The sequence below is a fragment of the Sphingomonas quercus genome, from assembly GCF_018863195.1.
Classification (GTDB): Bacteria; Pseudomonadota; Alphaproteobacteria; order Sphingomonadales; family Sphingomonadaceae; genus Solisphingomonas; species Solisphingomonas quercus.
Window position 1 is genome coordinate 120,462 of record NZ_JAHKRT010000005.1, and the last position, 13,418, is coordinate 133,879.

Genomic DNA, 13,418 nt, shown 5'->3' on the forward strand with positions numbered 1-13,418 from the left:
CTCTGCCAGCTTTCCGGCCGAATGCCAGCCCCGCCGCTTGCGCGGCGACGGCTTACGTCGCATCGTTACGCCCGCATGAATGCCCCTGCCGCCTTCACCGTCGATGACGGCACGCTGCGCTTCTCGGGCGCGATGACCCTGGCCCGCATCGGCGATCTGCCCACTCGCCTGGATAGGATCGTCGAGGCGCCGCGCGCCGTCGATCTGTCGGGTGTGGAGCGGATGGACACGGTCGGCGCCTGGATGATCCATCGGCTGGTGCGCGATCACGACGTCCGGGTCGAGGGCGCCAGCAAGGACGCGCAGCGCCTGCTCGAACAGGTCGGCAAGCTCGATTCGCCGTTGCAGATGCGCCCCGAGGCAACGCCGTCCTTCTTCCGCGTCACCGGCCAGATTGGCGCCGCCGCCGTCCAGGCCGGGCGCACGCTGCACGGCCTGCTCGGCTTTTTCGGCGACATCGTCATCTCCACCTTCGGCATGCTCACCCATCCCGAGCGCATTCGCTGGCGAGCGATCTCGCGCCAGTTCGAGGTGGTCGGCGTCGAGGCGCTCGGCATCATCGGGCTGATGAGCTTCCTGATCGGCGTCGTCATCGCCCAGCAGGGCGCGGTGCAGCTCCGCCAGTTCGGCGCAGAGGTGTTCGCGATCAACCTCATCGGCCGCATCACCTTGCGCGAGCTTGGCGTGCTGATGACCGCGATCATGGTCGCCGGCCGATCGGGCTCGGCCTTCGCCGCGCAGATCGGCTCGATGAAGCTCGCCGAGGAAGTGGACGCGATGCGCACCATCGGCGTGTCGCCGATGGAGGCGCTGGTGATGCCGCGCGTCATCGCCACCGTCATCCTGATGCCGTTGCTCGGTTTCTATTCCTCGCTCATCGCGATCGTCGGCGGCGGGCTGTTCTCCTGGCTGTCGCTCGATATCCCGCCGATCACCTTCGTCAGCAGGATCCGCGAGGTGGTGCCGATCACCGATCTGTGGGTCGGGTTGCTCAAGGCGCCGGTGTTCGGGGTGATCATCGCCATGGCCGGCTGCTTCCAGGGCATGCAGGTCGAGGGCAATGCCGAACAGGTGGGGCTGCGCACCACCGCGGCGGTGGTGCAGTCGATCTTCCTTGTGATCGTGCTCGATGCCTTCTTCGCCGTCTTCTATTCCGCGATCGGCTGGGTGTGATGGCCGGCGAGGATGTGATCATTTCCGTGCGGGGCGTGCGCAACGCCTTTGGCGAGCAGGTGGTTCATGAAGGGCTCGACCTCGACGTCCGGCGCGGCGAGATCCTTGGCGTGGTCGGCGGATCGGGCACCGGCAAGTCCGTGCTGATGCGCTCGATCATCGGCCTGCAGACACCCGATACCGGATCGATCGAAGTGTTCGGCGAACCGATGATCGGCCGCACCGATGCCGAGACGGTGGATGTGCGCCGGCGCTGGGGCGTGCTGTTCCAGGGTGGCGCGCTGTTCTCGACGCTGACGGTGGCGGAGAATGTCGAGGTGCCGCTGCGCGAATATTATCCGGCGCTGGGCGAGACGCTGCTCGACGAGATCGCCTCGTACAAGATCGTCATGGCCGGGCTGCCGCGCGATGCCGCGCCGAAATTCCCGTCCGAGCTGTCCGGCGGCATGAAGAAACGGGCCGGTCTGGCCCGTTCGCTGGCGCTCGACCCGGAGCTGTTGTTCCTCGACGAGCCGACCGCCGGCCTCGACCCGATCGGCGCGGCCGCCTTCGATGCGCTGATCCGCAGCCTCAAGGAAACGCTGGGGTTGACGGTGTTCCTGATCACCCACGATCTCGACACGCTCTATGCGATCTGCGACCGCGTCGCCGTGCTGGCGGATCGCAAGGTGGTGGCGGTCGGAACGATCCCGGAATTATTGGCGTTGGACCATCCGTGGATCCGCGAATATTTCAACGGCCCGCGCGGCCGCGCCGCCGCCGGCGCGGCGGAACGCGAGGACGCAGGGCAGCCGGGGGCATGACGCGCTGATGGAAACACGCTCGAACAACGTGCTCGTCGGCAGCGTGGTGCTCGGCCTGCTGGTCGTCACGCTGGCGTTCATCATCTGGATCATGAACGTGTCGGGCGGGCGCGACCAGCGCTTCGACATTTTCTTCAAGACATCGGTGGACGGCCTCGCCAAAGGCTCGACCGTGACCTTCTCCGGCGTGCCTTCGGGCCAGGTGCAGGAGATCAAGCTGATGCCGGACAGCCCGGAATTCGTGCGCGTCCGCATCAGCGTCAACGAAGACACGCCGATCCTGCAGGGCACCACCGCGACCATCGCCGGCGTCGGCTTCACCGGGGTCAGCCAGATCAACCTCGACGGCGCCGTGAAGGGCGCCGCCCCGATCACCGAACCGGGCCCGTTCGGCGTGCCGGTGATCCCGACCAAGCCGGGCGCGCTGGGCGAGCTGCTCAACTCCGCGCCGCAGCTGCTCGAGCGGCTCACCACGCTCACCGAGCGATTGACGACGCTGCTTTCCGACGAGAACCAGAAGCAGTTCGCCGGCATCCTCGCCAATGTGAACCGGCTCACCGGGTCGCTCGCCGATCGCGGGCCGGAGATCGCCGCGACGCTGGCCGACACCCGCATCGCCGTGCAGCAGGCGGGCGCCGCGGCCGAGCAGATCGGCAAGCTTGCCGGCACCACCAACGAGCTGCTCGACAAGGACGGCCGCCCGCTGATCGGCGACCTGCGCAAGGCGGTCGCCTCGGCCCAGCATTCGATGGAGACGCTGGACCAGACGATCGGCGAGGCGCGACCGGGCATCCGCTCGCTGTCCAGCCAGACGCTGCCCGAGGTCAACCAGCTCGTCCGCGACCTGTCGACGATGGCCGAGGCGCTGACCAACGTCGCCTCCCGGCTCGATGCGGGCGGGGCCGGCGGCGTGCTGGGCGGCCGGCGCCTGCCAGACTATAAGCCGAAGAAATGAGGCCGACGATGCGCTCACCCCTTCTCGCCGCCGCCCTCGCCCTGCCGCTCGCCGCGTGCATCAGCTTCGGGGCCAAGCCGCCGCCGACGCTGATGACGCTGAGCAACGCCAGCCCGCTCGCGCCCGGCCAGTCGGTAACGGCCAGGGAAGGCACCAGCATCACCATCTACGTGCCCTCCGCGCCGCCCGAATTGGGTGGCCTGCGCGTGCCGGTGAAGGCGGGGCCGAACGCGGTCGCCTATCTGAAGGACGCGCAGTGGGGCGACGCCCCGACCCGCCTGTTCCGCAACCTGCTCGCCGAGACGATCACCGCCAAGACCGGCCGCGTGGCGCTCGATCCGCGTCAATATGTGCTGGCCCCGGGCGCGCGCCTGTCCGGCCGGCTGGTCGATTTCGGGATGGACGCCGGCACGGGACAGGTGACTGCGACCTACGACGCCATGCTCGTCCGCAAGGAAGGCGCGACCCTGGAAAGCCGCCGCTTCCAGGCCAAGGCGCAGGCCGCGACCCAGGATGCGCCGGGCGTGGCGGCGGCGCTCAGCCAGGCGTCGAACCAGATCGCCGCGGAGGTCGCCGACTGGGTGGGCGCCGGCTGAGGACTCGGCCGGCCGCAAGCTTCTTTACAATTTGGTAAGGATGATTCACTTCTCGGCGGGGATTTCGCCAGGGGGGTTTATCCAATATGCGCAAGTCGTTCGTCGCCCTGTCCGCCGCCGCGCTGCTGGGCGCTGCCACTGCGGCGCCAGCGGCTGTGATCAATTTCAGCTACGCCCTTTCCGACGGGATCGGCCTTGCCGGGGCCGAGGGCACCGGCTCGTTCGAGACAAGTGTCGATGATGGCACGTTCGGCCTCGGCGACGTCACCGCCTTCTCGATGACGGGCACGGGCTTCCTCGTCATCACCCAGACAGATTACAGCTTCGATCTCAGCAACCTGCTGGATGTGAACGGGGCGCTGAGCGGCGGCGCGCTGACCGACCTGTCGTTCAGCGTGAGCGGACCGGCGATCTGGGATTTCGGCTTCCCCTTCGAAGGCAATTTCGAGTTCACCGTGACCGGGCTGGGCGCGGGCAATGTCGAAGGCAGCCTGACCTCGTTCGGCACGCAGGATCTGGCCGGCGACCTGACGGCGTCCGTCAGCGGCGCTCCCGGCTCGGTACCCGAGCCGGCGAGCTGGGCGCTGATGATCGTCGGCTTCGGCGTGGCGGGCGCGGCGCTGCGCGGGCGTCGGGGGCATGGGGCGGCTCTGGCCGCCTGACACTCGACCCCGATGGGGCTGGAATGGCATGGAGGGGGCGGTGCTGCGGCCCCCTCCCCCTTACGCCAGACTTTTTGACACCTGCTCGAATACGTCCTTGCTGAGACCGGGCGTCGCCAGCATGCGTTCGAGCTCCGCCTTCATCAGCGCGGCCCGCGTCGGTTCCAGCCGGCGCCAGCGGCCGAGCGGGGGGATCAGCTTGGCCGCGGTCTGCGGATTGAGGCGATCCGCCGCCAGCACCATGTCGGCGAGGAAGCGGTAGCCGCGTCCCGAAGGATCGTGGAACGCATATTGGTTGGCGGTGAAGGCGCCGACCAGCGAACGCAGCCGGTTCGGGTTGGTCAGCGTGAAATCCGGATGCCTGGCCAGACGCTCGACCTGCTCCGGCGTGTCCGCGCGCATCGACAGCGCCTGGGTGGTGAACCATTTGTCCAGCACCAGCGAATCTCCCCGGTAGCGATCATAGAAGGCAGCGAGCGCCGTCTCGCGCTCGGGCGCAGTGCCGTTGGCGAGCACGCCGAGCGCACCCTGCCGGTCGGTCATATTGTCGGCATCGTTAAACTGGCCGAATGCGAGGGCGGCAGCATCCTCCGCACCGCCGACGGCGAGAAAGCCGAGTGCAATCGTCTTGAGCCGCCGCATGCCCTTGGCGGTCGGATTATATTCGAAGCGATTGCTGTGGTTGGCGGCGTAGATGGCGCGCCATTGCTCGAGCAGCTCGCGGCCGAGATCGCGGCGCAGCGCGTCACGGGTCCGGCGGATCGCCTCGGGATCGACGACGAGCATCTGATCGCCGACAAAGCTCTCGGTCGGGATCAGCATCGTCTCGGCGACGAAGGCGGGATCGAGATGGGCGTCGGCCAGCGTGTCGCGCACCGCCGCGATCACCGGGCGATGATCCGCCTCCCCTCTCGCGGCACCGGCGACCAGCGTGTCGAGCATGAGCTGCTGCACCGCTTCATAACGGGCGAACGGATCGTCATCATGGGCCGAGAGGAAGGCAAGATCGGCGGGCGAACGATCGGTCTCGACGATCACCGGCGCCGAGAAGTCGCGGTTGATCGACAGGATCGGCCGCTCGGATACGCCTTCGAAGACGATTTCCTCGCGCGCGTCCTGCATCACCACCATCTGCGCGGCGAGGCGCTTGCCGGTCTCGGCGCTGAACAGGGCGAGCCGCAGCGGCAACACCATCGGCTGCTTGTCCCGCTGGCCGGGGGTGGCCGGAACGGACTGCTCCAGCGTAAGGCGAGCGCGGCCGCCGCCGGTCTCGTGGACGAGGGACGCCTTCACGCGCGGCGTGCCCGCCTGCGAATACCATAGCCGGAAGCGCGACAGATCCTCGCCCGAGGCATCCTCCATCGCGTCGACGAAGGCGTCGCAGGTCGTGGCGGTGCCGTCATGACGGGTGAAATAGAGATCGGTGCCCTTCCGGAACCGCTCCGCGCCGAGCAGCGTGTGGAGCATCCGGATCACCTCGGCGCCCTTGTTGTAGACGGTCGCGGTGTAGAAATTGCCGATCTCCAGATAGGATTCTGGGCGGATCGGGTGGGCGAGCGGGCCGGCGTCCTCGGGGAACTGAGCGGCGCGCAACGCCCGGACGTCCTCGATGCGCTTGACGGCGTGGCTGCCCTGATCGGCGGAGAATTGCTGGTCGCGAAAGACCGTGAAGCCTTCCTTCAGCGACAACTGGAACCAGTCGCGGCAGGTGACGCGGTTGCCGGACCAGTTATGGAAATATTCGTGCGCCACGACGCCGGCCACCGCATCGTAATCCGCGTCTGTCGCCGTATCCGGATCGGCGAGAATGTAGCGCGAGTTGAAGATGTTGAGGCCCTTATTCTCCATCGCGCCGAAGTTGAAATCGCCGACCGCCACGATGTTGAACACGGCGAGGTCATACTCGCGGCCATAGACCTGCTCGTCCCACGCCATCGACGCCTTGAGCGCGGCCATGGCGTGCTCCGTCTTCGGCAGATCGGACTGCGCGGTGTAGATGCCGAGCGCGACGGTGCGGCCCGAGCGGGTGATGAACTGATCGGCGCGGCAGGCGAGATCGCCCGCGACCAGCGCGAACAGGTAGCACGGCTTGGGGAAGGGATCGCGCCATTGCGCCCAATGCCGCCCGTCGTCGAGATCGCCGCCGCCGACATGATCGCCATTGGCGAGGAGGACCGGAAAGCGCGCCTTGTCCGCCGTCATCCGCACCGTGTAGCGGCTGAGCACGTCCGGGCGATCGGGGAAGAACATGATGCGGCGGAAGCCTTCCGCCTCGCATTGGGTGCAAAGCAGGCCGCCCGAGGCATAGAGGCCCATCAGCTGGGTGTTGGCCTCGGGCGCGATCTCGACGGCGATCGCCACCTCATGCGCGCGGCCGGCGAGATCAAGCACGAGCTGGTCGCCCTCCATGCGCCATTCGGCCGGCTGGCCGTCGACCGCCACGGTGAGCGGCCGCAGTCCGCCGCCGCCATCGAGGCGCAGCGGCCCGCCGGCGCCCTCCTTCAGCTCGACCTGCATCGTCGCCGAGACCGAAGTGCGCGCCGGATCGAGGTCGAACACGAGGTCGATCGTGGGCACCAGCCACACCGGCGGGGCATAATCCTCACGGCGGGTCACGTGCGGGGCGGCGGGGGCGGTCTGGGCGTCGAGCATGACGCAGAGGGTAGGCGCGCGGCCGGCGGCTTTCCAGTGTGATCGTCTCGCCGCGAGATGGCCGGGGCGGGACCGTCGGATTTTGCCGTTACCCGGACGATGGCGCGCTCGACGGAACGCCATTCATCGTCCGGGGAGACAGGCCGTGAATGCGGGCGCCGCGGACCTTGCCCGCTACGCCACCTCATCATGACGGTTGGGCAAGAGAGGCTGGCGGGCTAACAAGCGGCGATGTCGCGCATCCTGATCTTCGGCCCGGGCTATACGGCCGCCCGCCTTGCCGCGCGGCTGGCGCGCGACGGCTGGCATGTCGATACGGTCGGGCGGGGCGATATCGACGACACCACGCATGTCGCCGCGCTGATTGCGGGCGCGACGCATATCCTCTCCTCCGTGCCGCCGGCCGAGGACGGCTCCGATCCGGTACTGGCGCGCTATGGCGCCACCTTCGGACAGGCGGCGTGGATCGGTTATCTCTCCTCCTCGGGCGTCTATGGCGACACCGGCGGGGCGTGGGTCGACGAGAGCGCGCCGCTCCTCGGCCGGCGCCCCGGGCGGATCGCGGCAGACCTCGCCTGGCTGGCGCTGGGGGCGCGGGTGTTCCGGCTGCCGGGGATTTACGGGCCGGGGCGGTCGGCGCTCGACCGGGTGGCGGCGGGAACCGCCCATCGCGTCGACCTGCCCGGGCAGATATTCAGCCGGGTGCATGTCGACGACATCGCCGGCGGCGTCGTCGCCAGCTTCACGCGCGGGCCGGCAGGCGCCTACAACCTCGCCGACGACCGGCCGGCGCCGCAAAATGCGCTGGTGGAGACGGCGGCGGCAATGCTCGGCCGGCCCCTGCCCCCGTTGCTGGCGCCCGACGAAGCCCGGCTGTCGGGGCCGGCGCGGGCCTTTTACGCGGAGCGACGGCGGGTGGCGAACGGGCGGGCGAAGCGGCTGCTCGGCTGGACCCCGCTCTATCCTGACTGGCGGGCCGGGCTCGCCGCTATCGGCGCCGTGCCGCCAGCGCGATGACGAGGCCGACCAGCACCAGCGCGCCGCCCGCCGCCGCCTCGAGCGACCAGACATAGCCCTCGAACAACGTCGACAGCGCCATGGCGATGACCGGGATCAGCACGCTGGTATAGGCCGCGCGCGCCGGGCCGATGATCCGGATCACCCCGAAATAGAGGGGAAAGGCGACCGCCGAGCCGAGCACGCCGAGATAGGCGGTGCCGGCGAGATAGCGCCAGCTGGTATCGATGACCGGCGGGCCGACCGTCGCCCAGGCGAAGGCCGCGTCGATCAGCGCGCCCCATAGCATCACCCAGCCGAGCAGCGCCAGGATCGGCACCTCGCGCGCCCGCTTCGTCGCCTGCAATATGTTGGCGGCCGATGCGGACAGCACGCCGGCCATGGCGATGACGATGCCGACTGCCACCGCATGCGGTCCGGCGGCGGCAACAGCCATCTCGTGTCTGAACAGGAGCGCGATGCCGAGAAACGCCACCGCCGATCCGGCGAGGAAGGCGCGCGATACCTGGGCGCCGAGGAAGATGCGCCCGAGGATCGCGTTCGGCACCACCAGCAGCGCATAGACCACCGCCACCAGCCCGGAGGTGACGAAGGTCTCGGCGCGGTAGACGAAGTTGAAGTTGAGCACGAACTGGGCGAACCCGATCAGCACCGCCAGCCCCTGCTGGGGCGCGCTCAGGCGCAGCGGCACGCCCGTCACCCGCGCATAGAGCAGCATCGCCGCCGCGCCGGAGACGAACCGCCAGGTGACCGACCAGCCGATCGGGACGACGGAGATCTGGTCGCGGATGACGAGCCATGTTCCGCCCCAGATCAGCGTCACCAGGATGAACGGGACCGCGACGCGCGCGCGGGTGGCCGGCGCGAGCGGCGGCTCGGTCATTCGGGCCTCGGATCGGGCGAGCCGGCGCCGGCCGCATCATCATCACCCTGAACGGGTCTCAGGGCCCAGCCAGCCACAGACGCCGCGGCCTGTGGCGAAGTGGATGCTGAAGCAAGTTCAGCACGATGAGTGGGGCAGGCGCGACGTGTCACAACGAGGTCAGCGCGCTGGCGAGCGCTTCGACCTCGGCGGCGGGCTGGTTCCAGGAGGTGACGAGGCGGATTTCGCCGTCCGCCCAATCATAGAAGCCGAAGCCCTGCGCGCGCAGCGCCGCGGCCTCGGCGGCGGTGGCGCGGAGGAACAGTTCGTTGGCCTCGACCGGATGGATCAGCCGGCCGGCGGCAGCCTCGGCAAGGCGCGTGGCGGCGGCGTTAGCGGCGCGGGCGTTGTCGAGCCAGATATCATTTTCCAGCATCGCCAGCGCCTGGGCGGCAAGATAGCGGCCCTTGGAGAGAAGGTGCCCCGCCCGCTTGCGCCGATAGCGGGTGGCGTCGGCGAGGTCGGGGCGGAAGAACACCAGCACCTCCGCCGACATGCCGCCATTCTTGACGAAGCCGAACGACAGCGCGTCCACCCCGGCCGCGACCGTCATCTCGGCGGGCGTGCAGCCGGCATGGACGATGGCGTTCGCGAAGCGGGCGCCGTCCATGTGGAAGCCCCAGCCGCGCGCCCGGGCCAGCGCGCCCAGCGCCGCCACTTCGGCGGGGGAATAGACGAGGCCGTATTCGGTGGCGTTGGTGATGGTCAGCGCGTGCGGCTGGACGCGGTGGACATCGTCGGCGATGGCGTCGGCGGTGGCGCGCACGCTCTCCGGGGTCACCTTGGCGCCCGCCCCTTCGGCGAGCAGCAGCTTGGCGCCGTGGGTGAAGAATTCCGGCGCGCCGCATTCGTCATTCTGGACGTGCGCGTCGCGGTGGCAGATCGTGCCGCCATGCGGCGGGCAGAGCGCCGCCAGGGCGAGCGAATTGGCCGCTGTCCCCGTCGCCACCCACAGGGCCGCGCAATCGGTGCCGAACAGTGCGGAGAAGGCCGCGTCCAGCCGTCGCGACCAGCTGTCGCCGTCATAGCCGGAATCGACATGATCCGCCTCCGCGATAGCGCGCATCACGGCAGGATGGACGGTGGCGGTGTTGTCGGAGAAGAAGCGCATGGCGGTTCCTTGGCATTGCCCATCGCGCCATTCAACCCGCCCGACGCGCGCGCATGCTCGACATTGCGGGTGAGCGAACTAGATAGCGCTCCCAGCCCCGGAGCCAGCCATGACCGACCTGCATCCCGAAGTCGCCGCCGTCACCGCCAGGATCGTCGCGCGGTCGGCGGAGAGCCGCGCCCGCTATCTCGACCTGATCGACCGGCAGCGCGACACCGGCGTCGATCGCCCGCGGCTGGCGTGCGGCAATCTCGCCCATGGCTTCGCCGCGTCCGGCGAGGACAAGCCGGCGATCCGCTCGGCCAGGTCGATGAACATCGGCATCGTCACCGCCTATAACGATATGCTTTCGGCCCATCAGCCCTATGCGCGCTATCCCGAGCGCATCAAGATCGCCGCGCGCGAGGTGGGCGCCACCGCGCAGGTGGCGGGCGGCGTGCCGGCGATGTGCGACGGCGTTACGCAGGGCCAGCCGGGCATGGAGATGTCGCTCTTCTCCCGCGACACCATCGCGCTGTCGACCGCGATCGCGCTCAGCCACGGCATGTTCGAAGGCGCGCTGCTGCTCGGCATCTGCGACAAGATCGTGCCGGGCCTGCTGATCGGCGCGCTTCGCTTCGGCCATCTGCCGACGATCCTCGTCCCCGCCGGCCCGATGCCCTCGGGTCTGCCCAACAAGGAGAAGCAGCGCATCCGCCAGCTCTATGCCGAGGGCAAGGTCGGCCGCGAGGAGCTGCTGGAGAGCGAGAGCGCGTCCTATCACGGACCGGGCACCTGCACTTTCTACGGCACGGCCAATTCCAACCAGATGATGATGGAGGTGATGGGCCTGCACGTGCCGGGCGCCGCCTTCGTCAATCCCGGCACCAGGCTGCGCGACGCGCTGACCGCGGCGGCTACCCATCGCGTCGCCCAGATCGGCCGGGACGGCAATGATTATCGCCCGTTCGGCCGCTGCATCGACGAGAAGGCCATCGTCAACGCCATCGTCGGCCTGCTGGCGACCGGCGGCTCGACCAACCACGCCATCCACCTGCCGGCGATCGCGCGGGCGGCCGGCATCATCATCGACTGGGAGGATATCGACCGCCTGTCGGCGGCGACCCCGCTGATCGCGCGCGTCTATCCGAACGGTCAGGCGGACGTGAACCATTTCCACGCCGCCGGCGGCATGGGCTATGTGATCGGCGCGCTCATCGACAGCGGGCATCTGCATCGCGACATCATGACCGTGTCGGGCGCCGACCTCGGCGATTATGCGAAGGAGCCGGCGCTGGACGGCGATCGGCTGGTGTGGCGCGACAGCCCGGCAGCGCCGCTCGACGACAGCATCCTGCGACCGCCGGCCAACGCCTTCCAGCCGGACGGCGGCATGCGGCTGGTGCAGGGCAATCTCGGCCGCGCCACCTTCAAGACTTCCGCCGTCGACCCGTCGCGCTGGACGATCGAGGCGCCGGCGCGGGTGTTCTCCGAACAGGATCAGGTGCTCGCCGCGTTCAAGGCCGGCGAGCTGGAGCGCGACGTCGTCGTCGTCGTCCGCTTCCAGGGGCCGCGCGCCAACGGCATGCCCGAGCTGCACAAGCTGACGCCGCCGCTCGGCGTGTTGCAGGATCGCGGCTTCAAGGTGGCACTGGTCACGGACGGGCGCATGTCCGGCGCATCCGGCAAGGTGCCGGCCGCCATCCACCTTTCGCCCGAGGCGCTCGCCGACGGGCCGGTAGCGAAGCTGCGCGACGGCGACCTCGTCCGCCTGTCGGCCGATGAGGGGCGGCTGGAGGCGCTGGTCGACGCCGCTGAATGGGCGGCGCGCGAGCCGGCGCGGATGCCGCCGCCCGCCACCGGCACGGGGCGCGAGCTGTTCGCGTTCATGCGCCACGGCGCCTCCCATGCCGAGGAAGGGGCGTCGGCGATGCTGGCGCATATGGAAGGGTTCTAGGGAATGGAGATCGTCGCGGTCGATATCGGCGGCACGCACGCGCGGTTCGCCCTCGCCGAGGTGGAGGCAGGCCGCGTCGTCCATCTCGCGCCCGAGGTGACGCTGAAAACCGCGGAGAATGCCAGCTTCCAGCTCGCCTGGGAGGCGTTTGCCGAGCATCTCGGCCGCCCCCTCCCCCGCGCCGCGGGCATCGCCATCGCCGGCCCGGTACAGGGCGAGGTGCTGAAGCTGACCAACAATCCCTGGGTGATCCGCCCGGCGCTGATCCCCGAGAAGCTGCACGTCGACGCCTATACGCTGGTCAATGATTTCGGCGCGGTCGGCCATTCCGTGGCGCAGGCGGACGCGGCGCATCTGCGGCACCTGTGCGGCCCCGACACGCCCTTCCCGGATGAGGGCGTGATCACCGTCGTCGGGCCGGGCACCGGGCTCGGCGTCGCCCATGTGCTGCGCCGCGCCGGGCGCTACCACGTCACCGAGACGGAGGGCGGGCATGTCGACTATGCGCCGCTCGACCGCACCGAGGATGCCATCCTCGCCCACTTGCGCACGCTGCATCGGCGCGTGTCGACGGAGCGGATCGTCTCGGGACCCGGCCTTGTCGCGATCTACACCGCGCTGGCGACGCTGGAGGGCCGGCCGTTCACGCCGCCGCGCGACGACAAGGCGCTGTGGACCGTGGCGCTGGACGGCTCCGACAGCCTCGCCGCCGCCGCCTTCGATCGCTTCTGCCAGGCGCTCGGCTCCGTCGCCGGCGACCTCGCGCTGGCGCAGGGCGCGACGGGCGTGGTGGTGGCCGGCGGGCTCGGCCAGCGCATCGCCGATCGCCTGCCCGGCTCCGGCTTCGCCCAGCGCTTCACCGCCAAGGGCCGGTTCGAGGCGATGATGTCGCGCATCCCGGTCAAGCTGATTACCCATCCCCAGCCCGGCCTCTACGGGGCCGCCGCCGCCTTCGCCCAGGAGCACGCCCGATGACCGATATCGCCAAGATCATGACCCTCGCGCCCGTCATCCCGGTGCTGGTCATCGAGGACGCCGCCCACGCCCGGCCGATTGCCGAGGCGCTGGTCGCGGGCGGGCTGCGGGCTCTGGAGGTGACGCTGCGCACCCCCGCTGCGCTCGACGTGATCCGCGAGATGGCGAAGGTGGACGGCGCCGTGGTCGGGGCCGGCACGGTGCTGAACGGCGATCAGCTCGACGCGGCGGTGGACGCAGGCGCGCGGTTCATCGTCTCGCCGGGCCTCACCAAGCCGCTAGCCAGGGCCGCCGAGAAGGCCAGGGTGCCTTATCTGCCGGGAACGGCCAATGCCGGCGACATCATGCGCGCGCTGGACCTCGGCCTCACCCATGTGAAGTTCTTCCCGGCCGAGGCCGCCGGCGGAATCGCGGCGCTGAAGGCGCTGGCGGCGCCGTTCGGACAGGTGCGCTTCTGCCCCACCGGTGGGATCAGCGCGGCGACCGCGCCGAACTGGCTGGCACATCCCTCGGTGCTGTGCGTCGGCGGTAGCTGGGTGGTGCCGGCCGGCGCGCCGGACGTGGCGAGGATCCAGGCGCTGGCCGAAGAGGCGGCACGACTGGGGGCGTGAACGCC

The 13,418-nt window shown here is 69.6% G+C and carries 12 protein-coding genes; 9 read left to right on the forward strand and 3 right to left on the reverse strand.

The window, feature by feature from the left end; translation table 11 throughout:
- Positions 1 to 75 precede the first annotated feature (75 nt).
- From KOF26_RS10615 to KOF26_RS10635, 5 genes are all read left to right on the forward strand, one after another.
- Positions 76 to 1,173, forward strand: coding sequence for an ABC transporter permease (locus tag KOF26_RS10615; protein ID WP_216324359.1), 1,098 nt, complete (start codon positions 76 to 78; stop codon positions 1,171 to 1,173).
- Positions 1,173 to 1,976 carry an ABC transporter ATP-binding protein gene (locus KOF26_RS10620; protein WP_216324361.1) on the forward strand — a complete coding sequence of 268 codons (804 nt, stop codon included), beginning with the start codon at positions 1,173 to 1,175 and terminating at the stop codon, positions 1,974 to 1,976. Before KOF26_RS10615 ends, KOF26_RS10620 begins: the two co-directional genes overlap by 1 nt.
- Before the next feature lie 7 nt (positions 1,977 to 1,983).
- Positions 1,984 to 2,931 (forward strand): MlaD family protein, encoded by a 948-nt coding sequence (locus tag KOF26_RS10625; protein WP_216324363.1) that lies wholly within the window; start codon positions 1,984 to 1,986, stop codon positions 2,929 to 2,931.
- An 8-nt stretch (positions 2,932 to 2,939) separates the two neighbouring features.
- Positions 2,940 to 3,527 (forward strand): ABC-type transport auxiliary lipoprotein family protein, encoded by a 588-nt coding sequence (locus KOF26_RS10630; protein ID WP_253201340.1) that lies wholly within the window; start codon positions 2,940 to 2,942, stop codon positions 3,525 to 3,527.
- An 86-nt stretch (positions 3,528 to 3,613) separates the two neighbouring features.
- A complete protein-coding gene (locus tag KOF26_RS10635) occupies positions 3,614 to 4,189 on the forward strand; it encodes a PEPxxWA-CTERM sorting domain-containing protein (RefSeq protein WP_216324368.1) in 576 nt (191 codons plus the stop codon).
- A 60-nt stretch (positions 4,190 to 4,249) separates the two neighbouring features.
- On the opposite strand, the gene pepN is transcribed toward KOF26_RS10635, so the two are convergent.
- The gene (gene pepN, locus KOF26_RS10640) at positions 4,250 to 6,841 is read right to left on the reverse strand and encodes an aminopeptidase N (protein ID WP_216324371.1); all 2,592 of its coding nucleotides are present in this window, start codon (positions 6,839 to 6,841) and stop codon (positions 4,250 to 4,252) included.
- Between the two features lie 231 nt (positions 6,842 to 7,072).
- On the opposite strand from pepN, the gene KOF26_RS10645 reads away from it, so the two are divergent.
- Positions 7,073 to 7,858 carry a Rossmann-fold NAD(P)-binding domain-containing protein gene (locus KOF26_RS10645; RefSeq protein ID WP_216324374.1) on the forward strand — a complete coding sequence of 262 codons (786 nt, stop codon included), beginning with the start codon at positions 7,073 to 7,075 and terminating at the stop codon, positions 7,856 to 7,858.
- Here the strand turns inward: KOF26_RS10645 and KOF26_RS10650 are convergent.
- Both KOF26_RS10650 and KOF26_RS10655 read right to left on the reverse strand, forming a co-directional pair.
- Complete coding sequence (locus KOF26_RS10650) at positions 7,830 to 8,741, reverse strand: DMT family transporter (RefSeq protein ID WP_216324377.1); 912 nt, start codon at positions 8,739 to 8,741, stop codon at positions 7,830 to 7,832. The genes KOF26_RS10645 and KOF26_RS10650 overlap by 29 nt on opposite strands.
- 148 nt (positions 8,742 to 8,889) lie before the next feature.
- Complete coding sequence (locus KOF26_RS10655) at positions 8,890 to 9,891, reverse strand: threonine aldolase family protein (RefSeq protein ID WP_216324380.1); 1,002 nt, start codon at positions 9,889 to 9,891, stop codon at positions 8,890 to 8,892.
- Between the two features lie 109 nt (positions 9,892 to 10,000).
- On the opposite strand from KOF26_RS10655, the gene edd reads away from it, so the two are divergent.
- From edd to eda, 3 genes are read left to right on the forward strand one after another with little or no spacing between them, the layout of a single operon-like run.
- Positions 10,001 to 11,827 carry a phosphogluconate dehydratase gene (edd, locus tag KOF26_RS10660; RefSeq protein ID WP_216324383.1) on the forward strand — a complete coding sequence of 609 codons (1,827 nt, stop codon included), beginning with the start codon at positions 10,001 to 10,003 and terminating at the stop codon, positions 11,825 to 11,827.
- A 3-nt stretch (positions 11,828 to 11,830) separates the two neighbouring features.
- Positions 11,831 to 12,802 carry a glucokinase gene (gene glk / locus KOF26_RS10665; protein WP_216324387.1) on the forward strand — a complete coding sequence of 324 codons (972 nt, stop codon included), beginning with the start codon at positions 11,831 to 11,833 and terminating at the stop codon, positions 12,800 to 12,802.
- On the forward strand, positions 12,799 to 13,413 hold the full coding sequence (eda, locus tag KOF26_RS10670; protein WP_216324389.1) for a bifunctional 4-hydroxy-2-oxoglutarate aldolase/2-dehydro-3-deoxy-phosphogluconate aldolase: 615 nt from the start codon (positions 12,799 to 12,801) through the stop codon (positions 13,411 to 13,413). Before glk ends, eda begins: the two co-directional genes overlap by 4 nt.
- The last annotated feature ends 5 nt before the right edge of the window (positions 13,414 to 13,418 follow it).

Excerpts from the sequence above, each read along its gene's own strand:
- KOF26_RS10615 (WP_216324359.1), top strand. The coding sequence starts at position 76 with ATGAATGCCCCTGCCGCCTTCACCGTCGATGACGGCACGCTGCGCTTC.
- KOF26_RS10620 (WP_216324361.1), top strand. The coding sequence starts at position 1,173 with ATGGCCGGCGAGGATGTGATCATTTCCGTGCGGGGCGTGCGCAACGCC.
- KOF26_RS10625 (WP_216324363.1), top strand. The coding sequence starts at position 1,984 with ATGGAAACACGCTCGAACAACGTGCTCGTCGGCAGCGTGGTGCTCGGC.
- KOF26_RS10630 (WP_253201340.1), top strand. The coding sequence starts at position 2,940 with ATGCGCTCACCCCTTCTCGCCGCCGCCCTCGCCCTGCCGCTCGCCGCG.
- KOF26_RS10635 (WP_216324368.1), top strand. The coding sequence starts at position 3,614 with ATGCGCAAGTCGTTCGTCGCCCTGTCCGCCGCCGCGCTGCTGGGCGCT.
- pepN (WP_216324371.1), bottom strand. The coding sequence starts at position 6,841 with ATGCTCGACGCCCAGACCGCCCCCGCCGCCCCGCACGTGACCCGCCGT.
- KOF26_RS10645 (WP_216324374.1), top strand. The coding sequence starts at position 7,073 with ATGTCGCGCATCCTGATCTTCGGCCCGGGCTATACGGCCGCCCGCCTT.
- KOF26_RS10650 (WP_216324377.1), bottom strand. The coding sequence starts at position 8,741 with ATGACCGAGCCGCCGCTCGCGCCGGCCACCCGCGCGCGCGTCGCGGTC.
- KOF26_RS10655 (WP_216324380.1), bottom strand. The coding sequence starts at position 9,891 with ATGCGCTTCTTCTCCGACAACACCGCCACCGTCCATCCTGCCGTGATG.
- edd (WP_216324383.1), top strand. The coding sequence starts at position 10,001 with ATGACCGACCTGCATCCCGAAGTCGCCGCCGTCACCGCCAGGATCGTC.
- glk (WP_216324387.1), top strand. The coding sequence starts at position 11,831 with ATGGAGATCGTCGCGGTCGATATCGGCGGCACGCACGCGCGGTTCGCC.
- eda (WP_216324389.1), top strand. The coding sequence starts at position 12,799 with ATGACCGATATCGCCAAGATCATGACCCTCGCGCCCGTCATCCCGGTG.